Below are 25,729 nucleotides of genomic sequence, written 5' to 3' on the forward strand. Positions count from 1 at the left end.
TCGTCACCCGTCGTGCGCCGGCGAACGCGAGGCGGGAACGGTGACCGGGGGGCTCGTGTGCCCCAGGGCGAATCGGATGGCGCTGCGACGCGACATCGAACGCCCGCGCACACGTGACGCCTCGAACTCCATTGCCCGATCCGATGCGAGCACTCGCTCGACGATCGGTCCCGACGTGGGGTACGTGCGCTGGTCGACGCTGCCGATGCGCGTCCTCAGGGTGTCGACGATGCCGAACAGTACGCCGCCCCGGTCGATGTCGCCGACCACGAGGGCGCATGCGCCCAAGCCCTCGACCGCGTGGCCGGCGCCCTCCTCGTTGCCGAGCTGCAGCGACAACTCGAGATGCCGTGCGAACAGGTCGGGGCGCGGCTCACCGAGCGCGAGCCGCGCCCATCCGGCATTCGTGAGCTCGATCATCTCCACGAAGTGATCGCCGATGCGCACCGCATCCGCGATGACCTCGTCGAAGGTCTCGAGGGATTCGGCGGCACGACCGCGCATGAGCCCGATGCTGCCGAGCTGGCCGCGGAACAGGGTGTTGAAGCTCGGGTCCTCCTCCCAGGTGACGAATTCGAAGGCCCGGCGCTGGAGCTCCTCGGCGTGATCGAGATCGGGAACGGCCGCCGTGGTGCAGGCGATGCCCTGCACCGTCAGGGCCGCGCCCTCGCCGAAGCGGTCGCCCGCCTCGTGGAACAGCCGGGCCGCCTCGTGCAGATTCTCGCGATCGACCTCGTTGCCCGGATGGGACAGCGTGACCCACGACGAGAAGGTGAGCGCGATCGCGCGGCTCCGGCCCGAGAGGGGTGCCCCGCTCTGGAGGAGGCGGTCCGTCCACGCCTTCGCGGCCGGCAGGAGGTTCCGGATCCACCAGAAGAGCAGCAGTCGCCACACCGCGTCGGCGACCGTGTCGACCTCGCCGATCGAGATCAGGTACCCGTAGCCCGCCCGCACGTTGTCCCGCTCCGCCTCGAGGCGCTCGACCGCACGCTGCTGGGTCGGCCCGCGCAGCAACGGCTCGATCTCCTTCGCGAGTTGCACGTAGAAGGCAGCGTGAGCGCGGCGGATCCCCTCGACGCCGGGCTCGTCCCCGAACCGCGCGGCCGCCAGCTCGCGCACCGGAACGAGCATGGAGAAGAACGGAGCCCCGTCGACCTCGTGCTGCCGCAGCAGGCTCGCGTCCACGAGCTCGAGGAGCGTGCCGGGCAGATCGACGGCCCACGGTTCACCAGCGGCGACCGCCTCGACCGCGTCGAGGCTGAAGTCGCCGACGAAGACGCCCAGCCGCACGAACAGGGCACGCGCCTGGGGACTCAGCAGATCGATGCTCCACTCCACCGTCGCTCTGATCGTGCGTTGACGCTCGGGAACGTCGCGGTCGGCCGTCGCGAGCAGCGAGAGCATCTGGTCGAGCTTCGCGAGGATCGCGGTGGGCGTGAGCACGCGGATGCACGCGGCCGCGAGCTCGATGGCGAGCGGCACGCCGTCGAGCGCACGGCAGATGCGAGCGACATCCTCGGCGTTCTGCACCGTGAGGTCGAACCGCGAGTCGGCCGCGTGCGCCCGCTCGAGGAACAGGCGCACCGCGGGCGCCTCGGCGACCTCGGCGAGCGACACGGCATCGGGGTCGGTCGGCAGCCCCAGCGGTTCGACGTCGAAGACCTGCTCGCCGTGCAACCTCAACCGCGCGCGACTGGTGACGAGCACCGTGGCGTCGGCGAGTTCGGTCAGCAGTGAGGCCACCTGCGGGGCCGCCTCCATCACCTGCTCGAAGTTGTCGAGCACGATGAGATCCCGTCGCCCGGCGCGCGCGTGCGCGATCCGCTCGAGTGTCGGGTGGCCGCCGTCCTCTCGCACGCCGAGCGCCCGCGCGACCGCCGGCACCACTCCCTCGGGGTCGCGGACGTTCTGGAGCGCCACGAACGTCACCCGGTCGTACCGTTCGCCGGCGAGCCGTGCGGCCCCGATCGCGAGCCGTGTCTTGCCGATGCCGCCGGGTCCCACGAGGGTGACGAGTCGCTTGGGGTCCTCCCCGCCGAGCCACTCGAGCAGGGTCAGGAGCTCCAGCTCGCGGCCGAGCACCTCGTCGGGTGACGCCGGCAGATGGTCGGCGGCGTCATCCGCCTCACCCGCGCCCGAGCCGGTATCGGATGCCTCGACCGCAGCGCGCGCGGCGTCGAACCGCTCGGCGAGCAGGATCGCGAGATCGGCCTCGATGAGCTCGGCGAGTTCCTCCGCCGTCGTGAACGACTTGTACGAGGTCGTGTCGTCGTCACGGATGCGCGCCACGAGTTCGTCGAGCCGCTTCTCTCGCTCGGCCGGCCGCTTCAGGTAGATGAGCTTCGGCATCTCCCGGGGCGCGAGCCGGAACTCGTCTTCGAGACCCGAGATCTCCTCGCCCGGCGCCACCCATCCGTACTGCTGCCAGTAGATGCCGACGAACACCTCGCTCTGCTCCAGGTAGGAGCGATAGAGCTCTCGAGGGGGGTGCGGCCGGGCACCGAGCTCGAACATGACCGGCGCCAGATGAAGTCGCTCGATCGCGGCGCGCGCGGCGACCCGTTCGGGTTCGAGTTCCTTCAGCGTCGAACTCACGAACACCCGCAGGCGTTGGTCGGGAGTTCGAATGACGCGGAGCTTCGCGGCGTCGCTCATGGGATCGGCGCCTGCGGTCGTCGGGTGCATCCCGGTCGACGCCCCATGGCGTCATTGTGCGCTCAGATCGGTCGCTCGTCCAGCACCCGATCGGGGGTGTCCGCCCGGCATCGTGTCGCGGGCATGTCAACGGAACGGCTGGAACGCGCGCGCGACGTCGATGAGGATCCGGGTCCCGAACCCCGTCGCGCCCTTCGAGCGCCACGATTCGTCCTTCTCGGACTGCATCGTGCCGGCGATGTCGAGGTGCGCCCACGGGGTCTCGCCCACGAACTCCGCGAGGAAGAGCGCCGCGGTCGTGGCGCCGGCGTAGGGACCGCCCAGGTTCGAGATGTCCGCGACATCCGAGTCGAGTTGCTTTCGGTACCGCTTCTCGAGTGGCAGTTCCCACACGGGTTCGTCGGCAGTGGCCGCGGCCTCCTTCACTCGTCGCAGCAACGTCGCGTCGTTGCCGATGACCGCGGCGATCGAGGGGCCGAGCGCCATGAGGGCGGCCCCGGTCAGCGTCGCGATGTCGACGATCGCATCGACGCCCTCCTCGTTCGCGAGCACGAGGGCGTCCATCAGGGCCAACCGTCCCTCGGCGTCGGTGTTCTTCACCTCGACCGTCGTGCCACCACGGGCGGTGAGCACGTCGCCGAGCTTGTACGCCGAGCCCGACGGCATGTTGTCGGTGCACATCAGCCAGCCGGTCACGGTTGCGGTGGCTCGCAGCGCACGAAGCGCGGTGAAGGTCGCGAGCACGGATGCCGCACCTCCCATGTCCATCGTCATCAGGAGGTGCATCGGGTCGGACGGCTTCAGGCTGATGCCGCCCGAGTCGTACATGATGCCCTTGCCCACGAGTCCGAGGTGCCCGGTGGATCCCTCGGGCGGCGAGTAGTGGAGCTTCACCATGCGCGGCTCCTCGGCACTGCCGGCGTTCACGCCGAGCAGGCCGCCGCAGCCGAGTTCGATGAGTTGCGCACGATCGAACACCTCCACGTCGAACCCGAACCGGGAACCGAGTGCGACGGCGACGTCTGCGAGGTCGGCCGCGGTGAGATGCCCGGGCGGCGTGTTCGAGAGGTCGCGGGCGAGGTTCGTGGCGCGAGCGGTGATCACGCCGGCCCGGACGCCACGGGATGCCGCGACTCGGTCGATCCCGTCGATCAACAGCTCCACCCGTTCGAGTCGCGTGTCCTTCGGCGCCCGCTGCAGCGGCGAATAGCGGTAGCGGCTGAGGATCACGCCTTCAGCGAGCGCCTGACCGGCGGCCGCGGCGTCCGACGTGCCGACCCCCGGATCCCGCACGCCGACACGCGAGAACCGCGTGGTGGCCCGGCCGGCCGCCGCCGCCGCGTCTCGGAGGGCGGTCACATCGAGCTCGCCGGACGGCCCGAGCCCGACCAGGACCCGCGGCCTTTCGCCGCCGGGGAGCACCAACGTGCTGCCGGGCTCGGCCTCGAAGCCGGCACGGGCCAGTTGCTTTCGATCGAGGGCGATGCCGGGTGGCAGCTCCCCGTCGCTCGTCACGAGCAGCGCGATCGTGTCGAGCTTCGACGCGTCCAGGTCCCCGACCACCGACACGAAGGGCACGGCGTCGAGCGACGGGATGGCGCTGAAGCCCTCGGGGATGAGCCTGGCGGGACTGTGGGGCATGGGACGCCTCCTTCGCAACGGAGCGATCGAACGAACCGTAGCCCCTCGGCCGGGTGACCGGATAGTGTCCGGCCCAGCGACTCGCACCGAACGGCCCGGGCGGGCTCGTAGTCTGGGGGCCATGGATCTGGGCACGGTCATCGCAACGGCGGTGCTCGTGGTGGCCGCGCTCCTGTTCCTCGCCCTGCGTCCGCGAGCGCAACGGAGCATCGAGGAACGCGCTCGCGAGGCGGTGAGAACCGGCGCGGTCCCGGTGACGCCCGATGGCCGACCCGATGCCGCGGCCACGCTGGCCGCAACCGAGGTCGTGGGCGACGCCATGATCGCCGCGGGCTACTCCGTCGTGACGGTGCGCCAGGCCCTCGAGGAGATCGCCCGGGTGAACCACCTGCCGGCGAGCCAGGTGGTCGTGTTCCCCACCGCCCTGCTCGTCTCCGCGCGCGGAGACGGCGACGACCCCCGCACCGGCGCGGTCTCGAGCGGCGAGGGCAGCCTCCTGCTCGAGCAGGTCGACGAGCTGCAGCGCACGGTGGACGCGGCGCGCATCGGGGCGCTCGGGCCCGAATCGACGATCGAACGCGTCCGATGGATCCGCGAGATGTCGCCGCCGTACGGCCGTTTCCTCCGCGTGCTCGGGTATCTGCTCGTGAGCGCGGCGCTCTCGGTCATGCTGGGCACCACGTGGGCCGGCGTGGCGATCGCCGCCGGCCTGGGCGTCGCCGTGGGCGCCGCTCTCCTCGTCAGCGAGCGCGTCCCGAACCGGTACAGCGCGCTGATCACCGTCGCGATCGCGTTCGGCGTCTCGCTCGTCGTGTTCCTGCTGATCGATGCGGGGCTCGGCTCGCGCCTCATCCCCGTGCTCATCGCGCCGCTCGTGGTGCTGCTGCCCGGCTCGCTGCTCACGACCGCCGTCATCGAGCTGTCGACCGGTCAGATGATCTCGGGCGCCGCTCGACTGGCCGCCGGCGGGATGCAGCTCGTGCTGCTGGGCGCCGGCATCGTGACCGCCGCCGCCCTCGTCGGCGTGCCCCACTTCGACTTCGCCGAGCAGCCCGACGCGCTCGGCCCGATCGCACCCTGGATCGCGGTCGCCCTCTTCGGGGTGGGTATCACCGTGCACCAGTGCGCCACCCTCAGGTCGCTGCCCTGGATCCTGCTCGTGCTGTACGTCGCGTACGGCGCGCAGGTCATCGGCGACGTCTTTCTCGGTGGCGTGCTGTCGGCCTTCGTCGGTGCGCTCTTCGTCCCCCCCGCCACGGCGCTCGTGGCGATGCAGCCGACCGGTCCGGCTGCTCGGGTGAGCTTCATTCCGGCCTTCTGGCTCCTCGTCCCCGGCGCGCTCGGCCTGGTGGGGGTGGCTGATGTCCTGGGCGGCGATGCCGGCGGAACGAACACGCTCGTGGCCACGATCGGAACCATGGTCGCGATCGCGCTCGGGGTGCTGGCCGGCTCGGTGGTGTCGAACCGGATGCAGCGCCCCGCGCTCTGACTCGTTCAGGCGGAACGACTGCCGGCTGCGGCATCCGTCGATGCACCGGCGGTGAGGGCACTGACGAACCGGATGAAGACCGAGATCCACCCGAAGATGATCGAGAACGCGGCGAGCTCGAACGCGGTGAGGTTGTAGTAGGCGACCGGCTCGAAGAGGAGCGCCGACGCGAGCAGCAACACGATGGCGCCGGTGCAGATCACGAAGAACCGCGCCGGCATGCCGCGGAGGATCCAGGGCGAGCCGATCAGCAGGCCGAGGAAGCTGAGGGACAGGCCCACCGCGCACGCGTTGTGCACGGGCATGTTGACATTCACGGGGAAGAGGCCGACGCCGGCGAGGAGCACCCCCATGGCGATGAACACGACCGAGACGATTCGCGGAGCGGAGGCGCGCTGAAGCACCCCGAGCCGCACGAGGGTGCTGAGGTCACGGTCGACGTAGATCGCGAACGTCGTGACGAACGCGCCGCCGACGACCAGCGCGAGGTTGAACAGCGAGCTCGAGAAGTCGTCGCCGGTGCCGAGCTGGCTGAAGTGGTACTCCCACCACTGCGGGTCCTGCACGGTTGCCATGCTGGCCAGCACGGATGTCGCCATGAACACGATGAGCAGCATCGCGAGTTTCGGCGTCGAGATCGACGAGACCGAGAGGTAGATCCCGTACACCGCGAGACCGGATGCCGCGGCGACCGCACCCGTCGACGTCCACACGTCGACGACCAGCCCCTCGAAACTCCGCTGCAACAGCAGGAACGTCACCGTCGTCAGGATGAAGCCGATGATGCCGTGCACCGCCGCGACCGTCGCGACGTCGATCGTGAACTTCCACGACCTCAGCCGGTGCCGCCACTCCTGGCCCGGGAGGTTGCGGGAGCGCCAATAGCCGACGGCGCCGGCGGCGACTCCCGTGAGCAGTACCGCGACCGCCGCGACGAGGCCGACCGAGAGACCGCCCCAGAGCGGCCAGTCGGAGCCGGCGAAGAGCAGCACGGCGATGAGTCCCGCGACCGTGGCGGCGGCGGCTCCGGCAAGGAGGGCCTCCGATTCCACGGCGAGTCGGCGCTGCGGCTGGGAGTCGGCGGCGACGCCCGCCGTGGCAGGTGCGATCATGGCTGGATCGTACGCCCGTGACAACGATTTCGCCGGGAGGTCGTGCGGTCTTCGTCGGGTGTCAGCGCCGAGGCGCGCCGCTCGTTGCCGTGGTGCGGTCGCCGCCGAGTGCGAGCTCGAGCGCGGTGCTCCGAGCCATGGCCCGGCCGCGAACCCGCGCCGCCTCGAATTCGCCAGCACGATCGGAGGCGAGGAGCCGTTCGACGAACGGGCCGTACGTGACGTACGACCGCTGCTCGATGAGGCCCGTGCGCAAGCGCGCCGTCTCGGCGGCGCCGAGCAGCATTCCGGCACGGTCGACGTCGCCGACCGTGGCCGCACAGGCCACCAGCCCCTCGAGTGCGTAGCCGATCCCGTCCTCGTTGCCGAGACGCAGCGAAAGCTCGAGGTGCCGAGCGAACAGTTCGGGGCGCGCGTCGCCGAGTGCGAGGCGGGCCCAGCCGGAGTTCGTGAGCGACAGGCTCTCGACGAAGAGGTCGCCGATGCGGGCGGCATCCTCACGCGTCTCATCGAAGATGGCCGCCGCCGCCTCGGCACGGCCCCGGAACAGCTCGACGCTGCCGAGCGCGCCGCGGAACAGCAGCTCGAAGGTCGGGCGGCCGAGTCCGGTGACGAGTTCGAGGGCACGCCGCTGGGTCGCTTCCGCGCGTTCGAGGTCGGGCGGCGAAGCGGCGGTGCAGGCGATGCTCAGCACGGTGTAGGCGCATGACTCGCTGAACTCGTCGCCCACCGCGTGGAACAGGGCGATGCTCTCTTCGATCTGTGCGGTGTCGACCAGCATTCCGGGCTGCGAGAGTGAGACCCATGAGGAGAATCCGAGTGCGATGGCACGTGTCCGTTCTGCCAGCGGTACGCCGGTCGCAAGGACGTCCTCCATCCACGCCTTCGCTTCGGGCAGCAGATTCCGGATCCACCAGTAGAGCAGCAGGCGCCAGACCGCATCCGCGACGAGGTCGACCTCGCCGATGGCGATGAGGTGGCGGTATCCGGCGCGGAGGTTGTCGCGTTCCGCCTCGAGCCGTGCCAATGCGGCCAACTGCGTCGATCCGCCGAGGAGCGGCTCGATCTGCGCTGCGAGGCGCACGTAGGCGTCGGCGTGCGCGCGGCGCACCGTCTGTGCATCGGGGTCCAGCTCGAATCGCGCGCTCGCGATCTCGCGTACCGGCACGAGCATGGAGAAGAGCGGCACGTCGGCGTCGCCGTGCTGGCGGAGCAGGCTCCCGTCGACGAGCTCGAGGAGCGTGCCGAGCAGGTCGATCGCCCATGGCGCTCCAGCGGTGACCGCCTCGACGGCGTCGAGGCTGAAGTCACCGGCGAAGACGCCCAGCCGCGTGAACATCGCCTGCGCGTCGGGCGTGAGCAGGTCGATGCTCCACTCCACCGTCGCCAGGATCGTGCGCTGGCGCTCGGGAACGTCGCGCGCCGACGTCACGAGCAGCGGGAGCACGCGATCCAGCCGTGCGAGCATGGCTGCCGGGGTGAGCGCGCGGATGCGCGCCGACGCCAGCTCGATCGCCAGCGGCACGCCCTCGAGCGCGCGACAGATCCTGGCGACATCCGCCGCATTCTCAGCGGTCACGTCGAACCGTGGGTCGGCGGCCCGTGCCCGATCCCGGAAGAGCGCGACCGCGGGGGATTCCAGGATGGCGTCCACATCAGCGTGAGCGGGATCCGGCGGGATGGCGAGCGGCTCGACGTCGAAGACCTGCTCCCCGCGCACGCGAAGACGTACCCGGCTCGTCACGAGGAACGTCGCGTCGGGAAGGTCCGTCAGCAGTTCGACGATGTCGGGCGCCGCCTCGACGACCTGCTCGAAGTTGTCGAGCACGATGAGGTCGCGCCGCCCGACCCGAGCGGCTCCGAGCAGCTCGGGGATGGGCCGATCGCCGGTGACCCGCACGCCGAGCTCGCGCGCGATCGCGGGGAGCACGCCCGCCGGGTCGCGCACGTGCTCGAGCGTCACGAATGTCACGCGGTCGAAGGATGGGCCCGCCTCGCGGGCCACCTCGATGGCCAGGCGACTCTTGCCGACGCCGCCGGGACCGACGAAGGTGACGAGGCGCCGTCGATCCTCCACGAGCAGGGCCCGCAGCGCTGCGACGTCGTCCTCGCGGCCCACGGCGTCGGTGAAGGGTGCGGGGATCCGACCGGTCGCCGGTGGATCGGCAGCCGGCGGAACCGGAGCAGCCGTGAATGTGTCCGCCCTCGAGGCGTCGAACCGTTCGGCGAGCAGCGTGGCGAGGTCGCCTTCGACGAGATCGGCCAGTTCATCGGCGGTCGAGAACGACTTGTACGACGTCGTGTCGTCGTCGCGGATGCGGGCGATGAGCTCGTCGAGTCGCTCCTCGCGCTCGGCCGGCTGCTTGACGTACATGAGCTTCGGCATCCCACGTGGGGCGAGCCGGTACTCGTCCTCGAGGCCCGAGATCTCCTCGCCCGGGGCGATCCACCCGTACTGCTGCCAGTAGATGCCGACGAAGACGTCGCTCTGCTCGAGGTAGGCGCGATACAGCTGCCGCGGCGGATGCGGCCTGGCGCCGAGCTCGAACATCACCGGCGCGAGACGGAGCCGCTCGATCGCCGCTCGGGCGGCCCGGCGTTCGGGCTCCAGCTCCTTCAGGGTCGAGCTGACGAACACCCGCAGGCGTTGGTCGGGCGTGCGGATCACCCGCGCCTCCGCCGTGCCGCTCACGACGTCACCCCTGAGGACGGCTCGTGCGCCAGGCTCGCCGGACTCGCCGGACCCGTCGCGGCGGCCACGGTGTCGCGACCGAGCGCCATCTCGAGCACCGCGCGTCGCGGCATCCGTCTCCCGACGATGCGGGACGCTTCGAACTCGGCAGCGCGGTCGGTGGCGAGCACCGCATCGACGAACGTCTCGTACGTGGCGTACGAGCGCTGGTCGCCGATACCCGTGCGGGCACGAAGCGCCTCGGCTGCTCCCAGGAAGACGCCGGCCCGCTCGATGTCGCCGACCGCGGCGGCGGATGCCGCGAGCCCGACGAGCGCGTACGCGTCGCCGTCGACGTTGTGCAGGCGCAGTGAGATCTCCAGGGCTCGGGAGAACAGCTCGGGGTGCGGTTCGCGCTTCGAGAGTCGCAGCCATCCGGCCTGGATGAGTGCGATGCGCTCCGCGAACCGATCGCCCGTGCGTTCGGCGCCCTCGCGAGCCCGATCGAAGCACTCGGAGGCACCTGCGAGGTCCCCGCGAGCCAGCAGGATGCGACCGAGGTTGGATTCGAACAGCGAAAGGAAGGTGGCATCACGCCGGATGGCCGGCAGTTCGAGGGCCGAGCGCTGCAGCGCCTCCGCACGATCGAGGTCTCTCGGCGCGGCCGACATATAGGAGAGCGACGCGAAGGTGAGTGCCTGTCCCTCGCTGAACTCATCGCCCACCTCACGGAAGAACGCGATCACCTCGTCCATGGATTCCGTTCGGATCTCGGCATCCGGCTGCCACACCGCGACCCACGACGAGAAGGCTCGCGCGATGGCGCGGGTGCGCGGGGAGAGGGGAAGCCCCGATTCGAGCACCGTCTCCATCCAGGCCTTCGCCTCGGGCATCAGGCTGCGGATCCACCAATAGAGGAACAGGCGCCACACCGCGTCGGCGACGGGATCGACCTCGCCGATCGCGATCAGATGGCGGTATCCGGCGCGCAGGTTGTCGCGTTCCGCCTCGAGCCGGTCGAGCGCCGCGGACTGGGTCGTGCCGCGCAGCTGCAGGGCGGTCTCGGCGGCCAGACGCACGTAGTACTCGCCGTGCGCGCGGTGCGCCGCCGCGGCATGAGGGTCGAGCTCGAAGCGCGCGGCCGCGATCTCGCGCACCGGCACGAGCATCGAGAAGAACGGCAGGCCGTGGTCGTCGCGCTGCCGAAGCAGGCTGCCGTCGACGAGCTCGAGCAGGGTCTCGAGCAGGTCACCGGCCCAGGGTTCGCCGTCGGCGACCGCCTCGACGGCGTCGAGGCTGAAGTCGCCCACGAACACGCCGAGCCGTTCGAACAGCGCTCGGGCATCGGGCCCCAGGAGGTCGATGCTCCACTCAACCGTCGCGCGAATGGTGCGCTGGCGTTCGGGAACATCCCGCGCAGCCGTGACCAGCAGGGGAAGCACTCGATCCAGTCTGCCGAGCATGGCGGCCGGGGTGAGGGCTCTGATGCGGGCCGCCGCGAGCTCGATGGCCAGCGGCACGCCCTCGAGTGCCCGGCAGATCCGGGCGACATCCTCGGCATTGTCGTCGGTCACGTCGAACCGGGGATCCGCCGCATTCGCGCGATCCCGGAACAGCCGCACGGCGGGAGCTTCGAGGATGGCCTGGTACGAGACCTCGTCGGGATCGCCCGGCAGGGCGAGCGGGTCGACATCGAACACCCGCTCGCCACGAACCCGCAGTCGGACGCGACTCGTGACGAGGAACGTCGCACCGGGCAGGTCGGTGAGGAGCGCGACGACGTCGGTCGCGGCCTCGACCACCTGCTCGAAGTTGTCGAGGACGATGAGGTCGCGCCGGCCGGCGCGCGCGACGCCCAGCTGCTCGCTCAAGGGGCCATCGCCGATCTCGCGAACCCCCAGCTCTCGCGCGATCGCACCCAGCACCTCGCCTGGGTCGCCCACCTGCGCCAGCGGAACGAAGGACACTCGGTCGAAGCGGGCGCCGGCGTTGTGGGCGACCTCGATCGCGAGGCGGCTCTTGCCGATCCCGCCCGGGCCCACAAGCGTGACCAGCCGATTCCCCTCCGCCCCGAGCCAGTCGAGCAGCGTCGACACCTCGCGCTCGCGGCCGACCGCGTCCGAGAACGGGGCCGGAAGGCGTCCCGACGGCGTCGCTTCGCGTGCGGCGGTCGCCGTCCGCGTGTCGGCTCGTGACGCGTCGAACCGTTCGGCGAGCAGCGTGGCGAGGTCGCCTTCGACCAGCCCGGCGAGCTCGTCCGCGGTGGAGAACGCGGTGTACGAGGCGGTGTCGTCGTCCCGGATGCGGCCGATCAGCTCTGCGAGCCGCTCGTCCCGCTCGGCCGACTGCTTCACGTAGATGAGCCTGGGCATCTCGCGCGGGGCGAGCCGGTACTCGTCCTCCAGGCCCGAGATGTCCTCGCCCGGGGCGATCCAGCCGTACTGCTGCCAGTAGATGCCGACGAAGACGTCGCTCTGCTCGAGGTAGGCGCGATACAACTCGCGCGGCGGATGCGGCCTGGCACCGAGCTCGAACATGACGGGCGCCAGGTGCAACCGCTCGATGGCGCGGCGTACGGCTCGTCGCTCGGGCTCCAGCTCCTTCAGGGTCGAGCTGACGAACACCCGCAGCCGCTGGTCGGGCGTGCGGATCACGCGCCCGTCCGTACGCATGCTCACGCCGATCCCGCTCGCGTCGTCGGGCTGCATCCACCTCGATGCCCCATCCTGCAATTGTCAGCCGTCGGCGCGGCCTCCGTCCATCACCTGAACGGGTCTGCCGCGGGGACTGCGCTAGCGTGGATGGCTGATCCCGAGGAGCCGCATGAAACCCGGACCGAGGCGCAGCCTCAGCCAGGCCGACATCGTCGCAGCCGCCTTCGGCATCCTCGAGGCGCAGGGCTTCGGCGCCGTCTCGGTGCGGAGGGTCGCCGCCGCCGTCGGACTCACGCCGGCGGCGATGTACACCTACTTCCCGTCGAAGGCCGCCCTGCTGCGAGCCATGGTCGAGCAGCTGCTCTCGACGACCGACCTGGCTGCGGCATCCGACGACGATCGGCCGTGGCGCGACCGGGTGCACGCACTCGCCGCCGCGCTCCGGTCGCGACTGGCGGAACACGCCGGTGCGATCGTGCTGGTGACGAGCGGCCCACTCGACGGGGCGCATGCGCTCGCCCTCAACGAGGTGCTCATCGCCGGATTCGTGCGCGAGGGGATGCCCGACGCCGAGGGCGCGCACGCAGCGCATGCAGTGCGGTCGTACGTGCTCGGCGCGGCCCTGCTCGACGCGGGGACCGCCGCGGCGGCCGGCGACGGGTCGCACGAGCCGGGCGTGCCGCTCTGGTCGGATGCCGCGGGGTTCCCCCGCAGCGCGGCGACCGGCGACGTCTCCTCGGGCGATGCCGGATTCCGCTTCGGCCTCGACCGGTTGCTCGATGGCCTCGAGCGACGCGTTCCGGTGCTCGAGTAGGCCGCATGCGACGAGGCGCCGACCCACCAGGGCCGACGCCTCGTCGGTGCATCCGTCAGGTCACTCCGCGCGGGGCGGGGTGATGCTGATCAGTGCTGCGCGGTTGTCATCCATGGCCTTCTTGACCGTGATGACCGTGCCGTAGCCCACGCCCGAGTCGGCCGGGTTGCCCGAACCGAACGGGCCGAGGCCGATGTCGAGACCGTCGTACGCCGGCAGGCGGTTGCCCAGCAGGTCGTACAGCGGCGTCGTGTACTGCGCGTTGCCCAGCGACGGGACGACCGTCGAAGCGTCACGGTCGCGGTAGTAGAGCTGGCCGGTCGCCGCGTTCAGGGCGAAACCGGGCACCCAGCCCCGGTCGTCGGTGAAGGTGCTCACCGGCTCCTGAGCCGCGACGTCGGTGCAGTACTCGGTGAGCGCGGCGTCCGTGATGCACTCCGTGAAGGGGTACGTCTTGGTCAGGCCGAAGGCCGCGTTCGAGGACTGCGCTCGCGAGGGCATCACGTTCAGCGTCGACGGGTCGAGGTCGGCCGCGGCACCCGTGCGCTGCAGCGGGTTGAAGTGGCTGTCGACGATCAACAGCCCACCCTTGGCGCCGTAGCTCGGCAGCGCCGCCTCGTTCGTGGTGATCTGGTTCGAGCTGCCGTAGGTGGTGTCGCGGTACCAGACCAGTGCGCCCGGCGCGTTGTAGGCGAGCTTCTCGACCTTCCAGGCGTCGACGCTGTAGGTCGAGTTGTAGGCGTACTTCAGGCCCTCGTCGAACCCGTCGAAGTTGCGCCATTCGACCAGGTAGTACTGCGCCTTGATCGAGGTGCCGGTGTCCATGCGCCAGCCCGGGCCGGTGGTCGTCGTGAACGACGCGACCTCGGTGGCCCAGCCGTTCTCGCCGCCCTCGACGTCGTCGCTCCACACCACGGTGCCGCCGCTGGTCAGCGCGAAGTCGTCGCTGAACCAGCCCCGGTCCTGGTATGCGGCATCCGTCGCCAGGCGCAGTCGCACGTCGACCGTCTGTCCGGCGTACGCCGAGAGGTCGATGTAGTGGTGCGCCCAGCCGTGCGTGTCACCCGAGAGTCCGTACTTCTTGTTGCCGTAGTCGGCCATGCGGCCGTTCGGGTCGGCGTAGTTGTCGGGCGTCGAGACCTCGGTGCCGTTCTCGGCGTAGACCTTCTGCTCGGTCCACGTCGTGCCGCCGTCGGTCGAGACCTCGACGAAGCCGAAGTCCCAGTCGGACTCGATCACGTAGTCGTTCCACATCCAGAACCTGGCGTCGGCGGGAACGTTCTCGATCGTGCGGCCCAGGCGCAGGTCGGCCCAGTCCTGATCCGCCCCGGTGTACCACATGTTCTCGCCGCTGTGCGGCTCGGCGAGGGTCACCACCTTGTCGGGCAGGTTGATCTTGACGCCGTCCTGTGTGCCCTTCTTCGGCCGCGAGTTCTGGCCGACCTTGACGGTGGTGGCGTCGTCGCCGGGGTTCAACTCGACGGGGTCGGCCCAGCCGAGCACCCACTTGTCCCAGAGGCCCATGTGGCTCGGCATCGACTGGAAGATCGGACCCGAGTGCGAACCCGACGACATGAGGTCCCAGAAGTCGATGTCGGAGCTGCCGACGCCCGAGGTGTCGTACAGGTCGGGCAGGCCGAGGTCGTGGCCGTACTCGTGCGCGAACACGCCGACGCCCGAGTCCTCGGGCTGCACGATGTAGTTCGAGAGCTTGAGGTCGGTGCCCGGGATGTCGGCGCCGCCGGCCACGGCCGACGAGTGCGCCCAGATCGCATAGGTGCCCTCGGCGCCGCCGCCGCCCGACTTGTCCTCACCGGCGTGCACCAGCACGACGTGGTCGATCACGCCGTCGGGCTCGAGCACATTGCCGTCGCCGTCGCGGTCGCCCTGGTCCTCGATGTCGTACTCGTCCCACGGGAAGTCGGGCTGCGCGGCAGCGAGCGCAGCGACGGCGTCGATGGGCAGCTGGCCGGGGCCGAGCGGGTTGTCGGGGTGACCCTGCATGTCCTGGATCGCGCCGGCCTCGTACTCGCCCGCCTCGTTCTTGAAGCAGAGGCTCGCGCCGTAGTAGGCCTCGGAGTGCGGCACCATGATCCACGGAGTCGCCTCACCGGTGACGGTGTACGCGCCGCGTGACATCTCCTCGTACATGGCCTTCATCGTGTAGCCCGAGATGTCGAAGCCGGGCTTGCCGTCGGGGCCGGTGAGATCGGTGCGGACGCGCTCGGTGATGCCTTCGTCGGTGAAGAGCATCTTGTTGAAGTGCTCGGACGAGAAGTCCTCGACCCACATCGAGTTGTTGTCTTCGAGCTCGTAGTCGGCGGGGTTCGGGATGTTATTGTGCAGCGGCCCGTTCTGCACGGAGCCCGGCTTGCAGTCGGTCGCGCCGAACGCGGTCGGAACGTACGAGCCGGTGAAGTCGTCGTTGGCGGTGTCCGAGAACTCGACGAGGATCGTCAGCAGCTTGGCCTCTTGCGTCGTCTTCGACTGCTTGAGCTGCTTCTGCTTGATCGCCTTCGGGCTCGCGCCGGTCTGGATCGACTTCGACTCGAGCATTGCGAGCCCCTGAGCGGCGACCGGGTTGCCCTGGCCGAACTTGCGGTCGAGCGCATCGGCTTTGGCGATGGCCGCGTCTGCGTCGACGGCGGCGGCCCCGTCGGCCACTGTCGCGCCCGTGATGTCGACCCCGGCTTCATCGTCGGAGCCGAATGCCGTCTCGGCGCGCGGAGCGACGTAGTTCATGTAGTACTCGGAATCGCCGATCACCGGCGGCGACACCGGCGACTCCGCTGCGACCGCAGAGCCCGCTCCCAACGACACCAGACCGGTGGCGGCGAGCGCGAGCACTGGAATGGCCGCGACCGCGCGCTTGCGCGCGCGGGGCGTGGATCCAGACATGCTTCTCCCTTCGAGTGCCCGACGAGTTGACGTCAGGGCACGAAACAACGCCCGCCGGTAGACGGACGTAAACGGCATCCTGCCCCGAGAAGGGGGGTCATGGGAAGATTCGCGAGCAGATTTCTTGCGTGAGGATGCCTCAACTTAACGATATCGCCGCATTTCGCGCGGCGAAACGGCGAAAACCACCGTTGGGCCGCCGAGGGACGACGGGGAAGCTGCATCCGGGGCGGCGCATTCGCCCGATCGTGCGAGCGGCTGCCGCATCCGGCGGCACTGTGCGGCGTACGATCTGGCCAGGGGGTCGATGATGCTGGAAACGCACGGGACGGGTGCGCGGCGTCGGCTGGCGGCATCCGTGCTCGTCATGTCCGTCGGTGCCATGGCGGTCGGCTTGGCGGGATGCTCGAGCGGGGGATCGGGAGGCGATCCCTCGGGAGGGGCCTCGGCGCTTCCACCGGTGATCGTGGAGCTCGACACGGTCGACGGCACGGCGGTGGAGGTGCCCGAGGGATCTTCGATCGACCTGACGGGCGACGACGAGACGTTCACCGAGTGGACGGCCGAGATCGCAGACCCGTCGATCGTCGAGTTCGTGCCCGGCCGCGACGATGGAAGCGCTCAGTTCAACCCGGGCCTCACCGCCGAGTCGGTGGGTGAGACCGAGGTCGTGCTCGAGAACGGCGAGACCGGCGACACCGTGACCTTCACGGTCGAGGTCGTGCCGAAGTCGGGCGGAGGGTGAGGTCGGCCGAAGGCTGATGCAGGCCGGAGAGAGAGTGCGCGCGGACGTTACTGAGTCGAGCCGAGCAGCAGTCCGCGTAACTGGTCGGTGGAGTGCACCACCGCGAGCGCGTCGCCGGCTTCGGCCGGGGAGCCGTAGCCCCACTCGACCATGATGGTGGGCACGCCGTTGGCCGCGGCCCCGAGGGTGTCGTAGCCGCGGTCGCCGACCATCACCGCGTTGCTCGTGTCGATGCCGTTCTCCTGCAGTCGTCGCAGCGCCTCGGCGACGACGTCGGCCTTGGTGCTGAGCTCCTCGTCGTCGCTCGCGCCGGTGATCACGGTGAAGTACTCGCTGAGGCCCGCGTGATCGAGCACGATGCGAGCCATCGACTCGGGCTTGGAGGTCGCGAGGGCGATGGGGATGCCGGCTGCGTGCAGCCGCTGGAGGACGCCCGCGACGCCCGGGAACACCGGGGAGCGCAGCACGTGCTCGCCGTAGTGGTCGCGGTAGATGTTGAGGGCCTCCCACGCCTCGGCGTCGTCGAAGCCCGCAGTCAGGCGCAGGCTGTCGAGCAGCGGCGGGCCGACGTACGAGCGGAGCACCTCATCGGAGGGGACATCGAGCCCGAGTTCCGTGAACATGTGCGCGAGCGACGCCGTGATGTCGGCTGCGGAGTCGACGATCGTGCCGTCGAGGTCGAACAGCACCGCCGACCAGGTTCGCGGGGGCGCGATGGTCTGATTGGGCATCGTGGAAGTCATCGCAACATCATATGGGTACGTAATCTGAGCCCTTCTCAGGGAGAGAACGCTCTCATACGGCGGCGACCTCCACAAGGGGCTGGTTCAGAACAACCTGGCGTGGCCGCTGTCGATACCGCGCATGGCGTCGTAGTCGAGCACGACGCAGCGGATGCCCCGGTCCTCCGCGAGCACGCGGGCCTGCGGCTTGATCTCCTGGGCGGCGAACACCCCGGTCACCGGCGCGAGGCGCGGGTCGCGGTTCATGAGCTCGAGGTAGCGGGTGAGCTGCTCGACGCCGTCGATGTCGCCGCGCCGCTTGAGCTCGACGGCGACCGACGCCCCCGTGGCATCCGTCGCCAGGATGTCGACCGGCCCGATCGCCGTCATGTACTCGCGGCGCACGAGCCGGTGTCCCTCGCCGAGGAGCTCGATCTGCTCGGCGAGCAGCTGCTGCAGGTGCGCCTCGACGCCGTCCTTCACGAGTCCGGGGTCGACACCCAGCTCGTGCGACGAGTCGTGCAGCACCTCGTGGATCGACACGATGAGCTGGTCGGCCGTCTTCCTGTGCGTGACCTTCCACACCGCGGCGACCCCCGCGGCCCGCTGCTCGTCGTCGGGGTCGACGGTCTCGAGGGTGCATGGCGGGCTCATCCAGTTGAGCGGCTTGTAGCTGCCCCCGTCGGAATGCACGAGCAGGCTGCCGTCGCCCTTGATCATGAGCAGGCGCGTCGCGAGCGGGAGGTGGGCGGAGAGCCTCCCCGCGTAGTCGACGGAGCATCGGGCGATCACGAGACGCACCTGTCGAGTGTACGGCGAGCGGATGCCGCGAGCCGATGCCATGGTCCGTTGCCGCATCGCCGGGGCGGATGCCGCCGCCGGCGTCGGGCTCGCGCTCAGGCCTGCCGCGGCGCGTCGTCGGGTCGCGCCTCGTGGTGGCGGCGTCCGTGCGTGCGCTCGCGCTCCTTCATCTCGGCCTCGTAGACGTGGCGACGACCCTGGATGAGGGCGTCCCGGGCCGCTCGCTCGGCATCCTTCACGGCGGCGTAGTAGCCGTCGTCGTACTCTTCCACGACCTGGAACGTCCAGCGGCCCTCGAGCACATTGCGGCCGACGACCTCCTCCTCGATGCGGTCGGCGATCGCTTCGTGTCCGGCCGCGCGGAACAGCTCGACGGCCTCGCCGATCGCCAGGTCCGCCGTGCCGGTCAGGCGGTGGAAGCGGTAGAGCGAGCCGCGGGCGTCTTCGATCACCTCGAGCGCCTCGGAGAGCTTGCCGAGGGCGTCGACGGTGCCGTCGTCGACGCCTGGCGGTCGGGTGTGCTCGGGAAGCGGCTCGTCGCGAGCGGACGCGCTTCCGCCTGCGGCCTTGGCGGCAGCCCTCGAGTCTGGCGCGGTCATGTCGGCATTCTGCCGTGCTGCCCCGGCCCGCGGCAGCCCCCGTGCGGGGAATTCGGCAGCATGCCGGCGGTCGTACTGGCCGTTACGCGCCGCGCGCGCCGGCGCGGGCGCGCGGGCCGGGCTGCTCCCGCGCGGCAGGAGCCGCCCGGCCGGCCATCGCCCTGAGCGCGAGCAGGAGGATCAGCCCGTTGAGGATTCCGAACGTCTGGCCGAGGAACCCGATGAGCGGCGGGCCGACCAGGAACGCGCAGTACCCGATCATGGCGACCGCGCTGACGCGGGCTGCGGCATCCGCCCGATCGCGCACATCGGCCGCGGCCGACATGCCGACTGGGAACGCGAGGGAGCAGCCGATACCCCAGAGCACCGTGCCGGCGATGATCATCCACGGCTCACTCGAGAAGATGAACAGCGCGAGGCCCACAACACCGATGGCCGACATGCTCTGCAGCATCGCGACGCGACCGAACCGGTCGATGAACGGGCCTCCGAACACCCGAGCGGTCGTGATCGCGATCGTGAACACGGTGAACATGGCGGCGCCGGCGGTCTGGTCGAGGCCGTGGCCGTCGACGGCGGCGATGGCCAGCCAGTCGTTGGCGCTGCCCTCGGCGAACGACATGCCCAGCATGACGACGCCGATCAGGAGCAGGCGAGGGTCGGCCCAGACCCGAAGGCTGCGCTTGACCCGCGTGCTCCGCGGCTCGCGGGGGGCTTCGGCGTGCGGGCCGTCGCCCGGCTCCTCGCGCACCGGCACGAACCGAACGGCGATGATCGCGACGACGCCGATGAGGCCGGCGATGATGCCGAGGTGGCCCCACACCGGAAGTGCGATGGCGGATGCCGCGACCGCGAGCGCTGCGCCGGCGACCGTGCCGAAGCTGAAGAACGCGTGCATGAGCGGCATGACGGTCTTGCCGAGCTCCCGTTCGGCCTCGGCCCCTTCGACGTTCATCATGACGTCGACCGATCCGTTGCCGAATCCGAACAGTGCGAGGCCGATGACGACCAACGGCACGGACGGCGTGATCGAGCCGCCGATCCCGATCAGCACGAGTCCGGCAGAGACGAGCAGCAGGACGCCCGACATGCCGAGGCGGGCGCCGAAACGTGCCATGATCCACGGCGCGCCGACGAGTCCGATGATCGAGCTGATCGACATGGCCAGGATGATCAGGCCGACGCCCTGCGTGCTGACGCCGATCTCGTCGCGGATCGCGGGAAGTCGCGCGACCCAGCTGGCGAGGCTCAGCCCCGACAGGAAGAAGATCGTGAAGACGGCGTTGCGCCACGCGACCAGCTCACGACGGGGCCGGGCGGGCCCGGCGGGGCTCACGCGGTGCTCGTCGTGGGTCTCTGCCATGTCGGTCTCGGGGTGCTGGTGCTGCGACATTACTGCCTCGTGGTCGGGGCCGTGATCGGAGTCGTGGTCGGATCTCGGCGAGAACAGGCGGGCCGACGCTCGTCGGAACGTCACGCTCGAATCGATTCGATCGAATCGATTCGACCACGATACGCCCGCGCAGAGGCCGTGCGCAAGCCATCGTCAGTCACGTGCCGGCCGGCTCGGTACGATGTTCCGGTCACCTCGACGTGCGTCGTGACCCTCGGCGCACGAGCCCGGCGCCGGCACATCCCGCGGGCGCCCGTACGAAGAAGGCAGCCGATGAAGGCCCTGTACAAGCCCGCGCCCGCCGCGGGACTCGAACTCGTCGATCGTCCCGAGCCCGAGCCGGGGCCGGCAGACGTGAAGATCCGGGTGCTGCGCACCGGCATCTGCGGCACCGATCTCCACATCGAGAAGTGGGACGACTGGGCCGCCGCCGAGATCCGTGCGCCCCTCGTGCCCGGTCACGAGTTCTACGGCGAGGTCGTCGAGGTGGGCGAGCTGGTGCACGACGTGGTCGTCGGCGACCACGTCTCGGGCGAAGGGCACATCGTGTGCGGCATGTGCCGCAACTGCCGCGCCGGACGTCGGCAGATGTGCATCCGCACGAAGGGCGTGGGTCTCCACCGCGACGGCGCATTCGCCGAGTACATCGTCATCCCCGGCGAGAACGTCTGGGTGCACCACGCCACCGTCGAACCCGAGGTCGGCGCCATCTTCGACCCGTTCGGCAACGCCGTGCACACCGCCCTCGCGTTCTCTGTCGTCGGCGAGGACGTGCTGGTGACCGGCTGCGGGCCGATCGGCCTGATGTCGATCGCGGTCGCGCGCCATGTCGGTGCCCGCTTCATCGTCGCGAGCGACGTGAGCCCGGCCCGCCTCGAGCTCGCACGTGCGATGGGGGCGGATGCCGCGGTCGACGTGTCGCGCGAGCGGATCCGCGACGTGCAGGGCCGTCTCGGCATGCGCGAGGGCTTCGACGTCGGCTTCGAGATGTCGGGATCGGCAGCGGCCCTGCCCGAGATGATCGAGAACATGAACCACGGCGGCCGAATCGCGCTGCTCGGCCTCCCCGCCGAACCGTTCGCGATCGACTGGGGCAAGGTCGTGACGCACATGCTCACGATGAAGGGCATCTATGGTCGCGAGATGTTCGAGACGTGGAACTCGATGAGCGCGATGCTGCAGACCAGCACCGAGCTCCGCTCGCGCGTCGCGTCGATCATCAGCGACCGCTACCCGGCGCGACAGTGGCGCACCGCCTTCGACGCGGCCGCATCCGGCGGCGTCGGCAAGGTCATCCTCGACTGGACGGAGGTCTAGGCATGTACGGAACGATTCGCGACCAGCTCCGGGACGAGCTCGAGGTGATCGAGGCGGCCGGGCTCACGAAGCGCGAGCGCGGCATCCACGGTCCGCAGTCGTCCGAGGTGGAGGTCGGGGGCCGCGACATCCTGAACTTCTGCGCCAACAACTACCTCGGCCTCGCGAACGACCCGCGCATCGTCGAGGCGGCACATCGCGGTCTCGACGAGTGGGGCTACGGCATGGCGAGCGTGCGGTTCATCTGCGGCACGCAGGAGCAGCACCTCGAGCTCGAGCGGCGCGTGTCCGAGTTCCTCGGATACGACGACACCATCCTGTTCTCGTCGTGCTTCGATGCGAACGGCGGCGTCTTCGAGGTGCTGTTCGGCGCCGACGACGCGATCATCTCTGACGAGCTGAACCACGCGTCGATCATCGACGGCATCCGGCTCTCGAAGGCGCGCCGGTTCCGCTACCGGAATCGCGACATGGCCGACCTCGAGGCCCAGCTGCAGGAGGCGGCCGACGCACGCCGGCGCGTGATCGTCACCGACGGCGTCTTCTCGATGGACGGGTACATCGCGCCCCTGCGCGAGATCTGCGACCTCGCCGAGCGGTACGAGGCGCTGGTCTTCGTCGACGACTCGCATGCGGTGGGCTTCGTCGGCGAGCACGGCCGGGGAACGCCGGAGTACTGCGGCGTCGAAGGCCGCATCGACATCACGACCGGCACCTTCGGGAAGGCGCTCGGCGGGGCATCCGGTGGCTACGTCTCCGCGCGCCAGGAGATCGTCGACCTGCTGCGGCAGCGGGCGCGGCCATACCTCTTCTCCAACACGCTCGCCCCCGCGATCGTCGCCGGCACGCTGCAAGCGCTCGACCTGCTCGCCTCGTCGGGTGAACTGCGCGAGCGGCTGAAGGCCAGCGCCGCGCTGTTCCGCTCGCTGATGACGGATGCCGGCTTCGACCTGCTGCCCGGCGAGCACGCGATCGTGCCCGTCATGTTCGGAGACGCGGCGCTGACGGCGCGCATCGCCGACGGGCTGCAGCGGCACGGCGTCTACGTCACCGCCTTCTCGTACCCGGTCGTGCCGAAGGGCAAGGCTCGGATCCGCGTGCAGCTGTCGGCGGCGCACTCGGACGACGAGATCCGCCGCTGCGTCGAGGCGTTCGTCGCGGCCCGCCACGAGGTCGGCGCGGCCGGGTAGCGCGGCGCAGCCCGGTCGTCGAGTAGCGCCCGGCGCAGCCGGACGCGTATCGAGACGTTGCCGGAGGAGGATCTCGATACGCGTCGCCTCCGGCGGCGCTCCTCGATCGCCGCGCGGCGCGGGTCCGGTCGTCGAGTAGCGCCCGGCACCGCCAGTTCGTCGAGTGGCGCCCGGCGGGGCCGGACGCGTATCGAGACGTTGCCGGAGGAGGATCTCGATACGCGTCGCCTTCGGCGGCGCTACTCGATCACCGCGCGGCGCCAGTCCGGTCGTCGAGTGGCGCCCGGCACCGCCCGGTCGTCGAGTAGCGCCCGGCGCCAGCCGGACGCGTATCGAGACGTTGCCGGAGGAGGATCTCGATACGCGTCGCCTTCGGCGGCGCTACTCGATCACCGGGCGGCGCAGCCGTCGCCTTCGGCGGCGCTACTCGATCACCGCCCGGCACAGCTGGCGGCGCTACTCGATCACCGCTCGCTCGAATCGATTCGATCGTAGAATCGAATCGTGAACGGAGAGCCTGCGCCGCACACCGGCACCATCGCCCGCCCGACGCTCGCCGACGTCGCGGCGAAGGCCGGCGTGTCGGCCTCGACCGCCTCGCTGGCCTTCAGCGGCGCCGGTCCGGTGTCGGATGCCACGAAGCAGCGCGTGCTCGCCGCGGCATCCGAGCTCGGCTATGCTGGTCCCGATCCCCGCGGGCGGTCACTTCGCAGAGGACGCTCGGGCATCGTCGGCGTGGTGCTCGAGGAGCGCATCCGCGCCGCCTTCCTCGACCCCGTGAAGATCCAGATGCTCGACGGCCTCACCGAGGGCATCGCGCCGCTCGGGGCCGGCCTGCTGCTCCTGACCGACACGGGCGAGACCGGCGACACCGCCCTGGGCATCGAGAGCGCCCCCGTCGACGCCGTCGTGCTCGTCGGGTGCAGCCCGCGCCTGTCGCACTCGGTCGAGGCACTGCGTCGTCGCGGCATCCCTGCGGTCGCCATCGAGGGCGCGACGGCCGAGGATGTTCCGGAGATCTCGCTCGACAACCGCGAGGCGACCAGGCGTGCCGCAGAGCACCTGCGTGAGCTCGGCCACACGGATGTCGCGCTCGTCACGCTTCCCCTCGACCCCGAGCGCACGCGTGGCCCCATCACCGAGCAGCTCGCCTCGAACAGCACCGCCGACACCGCCAGGGAGCGGCTGCTCGGGGTGTGGGACGTCTTCCCCCACGCGACCGGGCGCGCTGCAGCCGCGAGCTCGGTCGAGGAGGGCTGGGCCGCCGCGAAGGAGCTGCTCGCCGACCCCGCGGCTCGCCCCACGGCGATCATCGCGCAGAGCGACCTGCTCGCCGCCGGCGTCATCTGGGCCGCGGAGGAGCTCGGTATCGCGGTACCCGCCGAGCTGAGCGTGGTCGGGTTCGACGGCATCCGTGTCGACGGGCTGCAGCACGACCTGACGACGCTGGTGCAGCCCTCGGTGGCGAAGGGCCGGGCGGCCGGCGAGGCGCTCGTGCGGTTGCTCGAGGGCGAGCCCGGTCTGCCTGCCGAGGCGATGCACTTCACGAGCACGCTGCATGTGGGGGATACCACCGCGCCGCCGCGCGGCTGAAGGGCCCGGTCAGGCCGATCCCACGACCAGCCACGCCGTGCCCCTCGCGCGGAGCCAGAGCGTGACCGCCCGCGCCGCCAGGTAGCCGATCGCGAACGATGCGGTGAGCCAGGCCAGCGACGCGGCACCGGGCAGCCCCGCGGCATCCGACCACCAGACCACCCCGAGCGCGAGCGGCACGAACACGGCGAGATTCACCAAACCGGTCCACGCGAGGTAGCGGGCGTCGCCCGCACCGATGAGCACGCCGTCGAGCACGAAGACGAGCCCGCCGAGCGGCGCCGAGAGCCCGAGCACCACGAGCGACGGCGGCAGCAGCGCAGCAACCTCGGCCGACGACGTGAACACGACCGGCAGCACCCAGGCGGTCGCGATGACGAGCCCGCCGAGCACGACGCCCGACCCGACTCCCCAGAGCAGGCACCGACGAAGCACGGCTCGAACGTGGTCGACGTCTCCTGCGCCGAGCCCCTTGCCGACGAGCGCCTGCGCCGCGATCGCGAGCGCGTCGAGCGCGAACCCGAGGGTGAAGTACAGCGTGATCGCCACCTGGTAGGCCGCGAGCTCGTCGGATCCGAGTGCGGTCGCCGCCCAGGTGGCGAGCAGCAGGGCCGCGCGCAGGCTCGCCGTGCGGAGGAACAGCCAGCCACCCGACGCCGCGCCGCGCAGCAGTCCCGCATGGTGCGGCCACGGGCTCGCCCCGACGCGCGTGGCGTGGCGCGCGATCACGATGAGGTACACCACGACCATGCCCCACTGCGCGATGACGGTGCCGATCGCCGACCCCGCGATCCCCAGGCCGAACCCGTAGATGAAGAGCGCGTTGAGCGCGATGTTCGCGGTGAAGCCCACGCCGGCCACCCAGAGGGGCGTGCGCGTGTCCTGCAGTCCGCGGAGCAGGCCCGATGCGGCGAACACGAGGAGCATGGCGGGCAGGCCGGCCATCGAGATCGAGAGATAGGTGGATGCCGCCTCCGCGACCTGCGCGGATGCCCCGAAGATGCCGACGAGCCACGGCGTCGCGAACCACCCGGCAAGGGCGATCACGACGCCGAGCCCGAGTGCCAGCCACAACCCGTCGACGCCGGATGCCACGGCGCCGCGCTCGTCGCCGGCGCCGAGCCGGCGCGCCACCATGGGGGTCGTCGCGTAGGCGAGGAACACCATCAGCCCGATGATCGTCTGCAATACCGCGCTCGCGAGCCCCAGACCGGCGAGGGGCGTCGCGCCGAGGTGCCCGACCATCGCGGTGTCGGTGAGGAGGAAGAGCGGCTCGGCGATCAGCGCACCGAGCGCGGGCACCGCGAGGCGCAGGATGTCGCGGTCGACGGCGCGTCGCGCGGAGGACGTGGTTGGAATGGTCATCGGTGTTTTCGAGCCTAGGCCGCGCCCCTGACAGCGACGAGAAAAGTGGAAAGCGGATAGTGCGCTCCGT

Annotated in this window: 17 protein-coding genes; 6 read left to right on the top strand and 11 right to left on the bottom strand. The window is 70.5% G+C overall.

Translation table 11 applies throughout. The features are described 5' to 3' along the window. Positions 1-3 precede the first annotated feature (3 nt). Positions 4-2,655 (bottom strand): DUF4062 domain-containing protein, encoded by a 2,652-nt coding sequence (locus HUS56_RS06445; protein ID WP_173922583.1) that lies wholly within the window; start codon positions 2,653-2,655, stop codon positions 4-6. 126 nt (positions 2,656-2,781) lie between these two features. Continuing rightward, entirely contained in the window at positions 2,782-4,296 is a 1,515-nt protein-coding gene (locus HUS56_RS06450) for a leucyl aminopeptidase (RefSeq protein WP_173922584.1), read from the bottom strand. A gap of 121 nt (positions 4,297-4,417) precedes the next feature. On the opposite strand from HUS56_RS06450, the gene HUS56_RS06455 reads away from it, so the two are divergent. Further along, positions 4,418-5,785: a threonine/serine exporter ThrE family protein gene (locus HUS56_RS06455; RefSeq protein ID WP_173922585.1), complete on the top strand. Its 1,368-nt coding sequence runs from the start codon at positions 4,418-4,420 to the stop codon at positions 5,783-5,785. A 5-nt stretch (positions 5,786-5,790) separates the two neighbouring features. On the opposite strand, the gene HUS56_RS06460 is transcribed toward HUS56_RS06455, so the two are convergent. The 3 genes from HUS56_RS06460 to HUS56_RS06470 all read right to left on the bottom strand — a co-directional run bounded on the left by HUS56_RS06460 (position 5,791) and on the right by HUS56_RS06470 (position 12,240). Then, positions 5,791-6,897 (bottom strand): DUF998 domain-containing protein, encoded by a 1,107-nt coding sequence (locus HUS56_RS06460; RefSeq protein WP_173922586.1) that lies wholly within the window; start codon positions 6,895-6,897, stop codon positions 5,791-5,793. A gap of 61 nt (positions 6,898-6,958) precedes the next feature. Then, a complete protein-coding gene (locus HUS56_RS06465; RefSeq protein ID WP_173922587.1) occupies positions 6,959-9,589 on the bottom strand; it encodes a DUF4062 domain-containing protein in 2,631 nt (876 codons plus the stop codon). Beyond that, positions 9,586-12,240, bottom strand: a complete 2,655-nt coding sequence (locus HUS56_RS06470; protein WP_254431348.1) for a DUF4062 domain-containing protein — start codon at positions 12,238-12,240, stop codon at positions 9,586-9,588. The genes HUS56_RS06465 and HUS56_RS06470 overlap by 4 nt, the downstream gene beginning before the upstream one ends. A gap of 151 nt (positions 12,241-12,391) precedes the next feature. On the opposite strand from HUS56_RS06470, the gene HUS56_RS06475 reads away from it, so the two are divergent. After that, positions 12,392-13,036 carry a TetR/AcrR family transcriptional regulator gene (locus tag HUS56_RS06475; protein WP_217423953.1) on the top strand — a complete coding sequence of 215 codons (645 nt, stop codon included), beginning with the start codon at positions 12,392-12,394 and terminating at the stop codon, positions 13,034-13,036. A gap of 60 nt (positions 13,037-13,096) precedes the next feature. On the opposite strand, the gene HUS56_RS06480 is transcribed toward HUS56_RS06475, so the two are convergent. Further along, positions 13,097-15,934, bottom strand: coding sequence for an immune inhibitor A domain-containing protein (locus tag HUS56_RS06480; RefSeq protein ID WP_173922589.1), 2,838 nt, complete (start codon positions 15,932-15,934; stop codon positions 13,097-13,099). A gap of 310 nt (positions 15,935-16,244) precedes the next feature. Between HUS56_RS06480 and HUS56_RS06485 the strand changes: the two genes are divergently transcribed. Further along, positions 16,245-16,679: a hypothetical protein gene (locus HUS56_RS06485; RefSeq protein WP_173922590.1), complete on the top strand. Its 435-nt coding sequence runs from the start codon at positions 16,245-16,247 to the stop codon at positions 16,677-16,679. A gap of 47 nt (positions 16,680-16,726) precedes the next feature. Here the strand turns inward: HUS56_RS06485 and HUS56_RS06490 are convergent, their stop codons facing one another. From HUS56_RS06490 to HUS56_RS06505, 4 genes are all read right to left on the bottom strand, one after another. Continuing rightward, a complete protein-coding gene (locus tag HUS56_RS06490; protein WP_254431320.1) occupies positions 16,727-17,422 on the bottom strand; it encodes an HAD hydrolase-like protein in 696 nt (231 codons plus the stop codon). Between the two features lie 84 nt (positions 17,423-17,506). Continuing rightward, entirely contained in the window at positions 17,507-18,202 is a 696-nt protein-coding gene (gene nucS, locus HUS56_RS06495) for an endonuclease NucS (RefSeq protein ID WP_173922591.1), read from the bottom strand. 95 nt (positions 18,203-18,297) lie between these two features. Further along, complete coding sequence (locus HUS56_RS06500) at positions 18,298-18,801, bottom strand: hypothetical protein (protein WP_173922592.1); 504 nt, start codon at positions 18,799-18,801, stop codon at positions 18,298-18,300. 82 nt (positions 18,802-18,883) lie between these two features. Continuing rightward, entirely contained in the window at positions 18,884-20,194 is a 1,311-nt protein-coding gene (locus HUS56_RS06505) for an MFS transporter (protein ID WP_254431321.1), read from the bottom strand. Positions 20,195-20,467: 273 nt separating this feature from the next. On the opposite strand from HUS56_RS06505, the gene tdh reads away from it, so the two are divergent. From tdh to HUS56_RS06520, 3 genes are all read left to right on the top strand, one after another. Beyond that, positions 20,468-21,511, top strand: a complete 1,044-nt coding sequence (gene tdh / locus HUS56_RS06510; protein ID WP_173922593.1) for an L-threonine 3-dehydrogenase — start codon at positions 20,468-20,470, stop codon at positions 21,509-21,511. A 2-nt stretch (positions 21,512-21,513) separates the two neighbouring features. Further along, a complete protein-coding gene (locus tag HUS56_RS06515; protein WP_173922594.1) occupies positions 21,514-22,701 on the top strand; it encodes a glycine C-acetyltransferase in 1,188 nt (395 codons plus the stop codon). 504 nt (positions 22,702-23,205) lie between these two features. Beyond that, complete coding sequence (locus HUS56_RS06520) at positions 23,206-24,294, top strand: substrate-binding domain-containing protein (RefSeq protein ID WP_254431322.1); 1,089 nt, start codon at positions 23,206-23,208, stop codon at positions 24,292-24,294. Between the two features lie 9 nt (positions 24,295-24,303). On the opposite strand, the gene HUS56_RS06525 is transcribed toward HUS56_RS06520, so the two are convergent. Beyond that, on the bottom strand, positions 24,304-25,659 hold the full coding sequence (locus tag HUS56_RS06525; RefSeq protein ID WP_173922595.1) for an MATE family efflux transporter: 1,356 nt from the start codon (positions 25,657-25,659) through the stop codon (positions 24,304-24,306). Positions 25,660-25,729 lie beyond the last annotated feature (70 nt).

The organism is Agromyces sp. Marseille-P2726, from assembly GCF_902809835.1.
Classification (GTDB): Bacteria; Actinomycetota; Actinomycetes; order Actinomycetales; family Microbacteriaceae; genus Agromyces.

Excerpts from the sequence above, each read along its gene's own strand:
- HUS56_RS06470 (WP_254431348.1), bottom strand. The coding sequence starts at position 12,240 with ATGCGTACGGACGGGCGCGTGATCCGCACGCCCGACCAGCGGCTGCGG.
- HUS56_RS06450 (WP_173922584.1), bottom strand. The coding sequence starts at position 4,296 with ATGCCCCACAGTCCCGCCAGGCTCATCCCCGAGGGCTTCAGCGCCATC.
- HUS56_RS06445 (WP_173922583.1), bottom strand. The coding sequence starts at position 2,655 with ATGAGCGACGCCGCGAAGCTCCGCGTCATTCGAACTCCCGACCAACGC.
- HUS56_RS06485 (WP_173922590.1), top strand. The coding sequence starts at position 16,245 with ATGCTGGAAACGCACGGGACGGGTGCGCGGCGTCGGCTGGCGGCATCC.
- HUS56_RS06515 (WP_173922594.1), top strand. The coding sequence starts at position 21,514 with ATGTACGGAACGATTCGCGACCAGCTCCGGGACGAGCTCGAGGTGATC.
- HUS56_RS06460 (WP_173922586.1), bottom strand. The coding sequence starts at position 6,897 with ATGATCGCACCTGCCACGGCGGGCGTCGCCGCCGACTCCCAGCCGCAG.
- HUS56_RS06475 (WP_217423953.1), top strand. The coding sequence starts at position 12,392 with ATGAAACCCGGACCGAGGCGCAGCCTCAGCCAGGCCGACATCGTCGCA.
- tdh (WP_173922593.1), top strand. The coding sequence starts at position 20,468 with ATGAAGGCCCTGTACAAGCCCGCGCCCGCCGCGGGACTCGAACTCGTC.
- HUS56_RS06500 (WP_173922592.1), bottom strand. The coding sequence starts at position 18,801 with ATGACCGCGCCAGACTCGAGGGCTGCCGCCAAGGCCGCAGGCGGAAGC.
- HUS56_RS06525 (WP_173922595.1), bottom strand. The coding sequence starts at position 25,659 with ATGACCATTCCAACCACGTCCTCCGCGCGACGCGCCGTCGACCGCGAC.
- HUS56_RS06455 (WP_173922585.1), top strand. The coding sequence starts at position 4,418 with ATGGATCTGGGCACGGTCATCGCAACGGCGGTGCTCGTGGTGGCCGCG.
- HUS56_RS06480 (WP_173922589.1), bottom strand. The coding sequence starts at position 15,934 with ATGTCTGGATCCACGCCCCGCGCGCGCAAGCGCGCGGTCGCGGCCATT.
- HUS56_RS06490 (WP_254431320.1), bottom strand. The coding sequence starts at position 17,422 with ATGACTTCCACGATGCCCAATCAGACCATCGCGCCCCCGCGAACCTGG.
- HUS56_RS06505 (WP_254431321.1), bottom strand. The coding sequence starts at position 20,194 with ATGTCGCAGCACCAGCACCCCGAGACCGACATGGCAGAGACCCACGAC.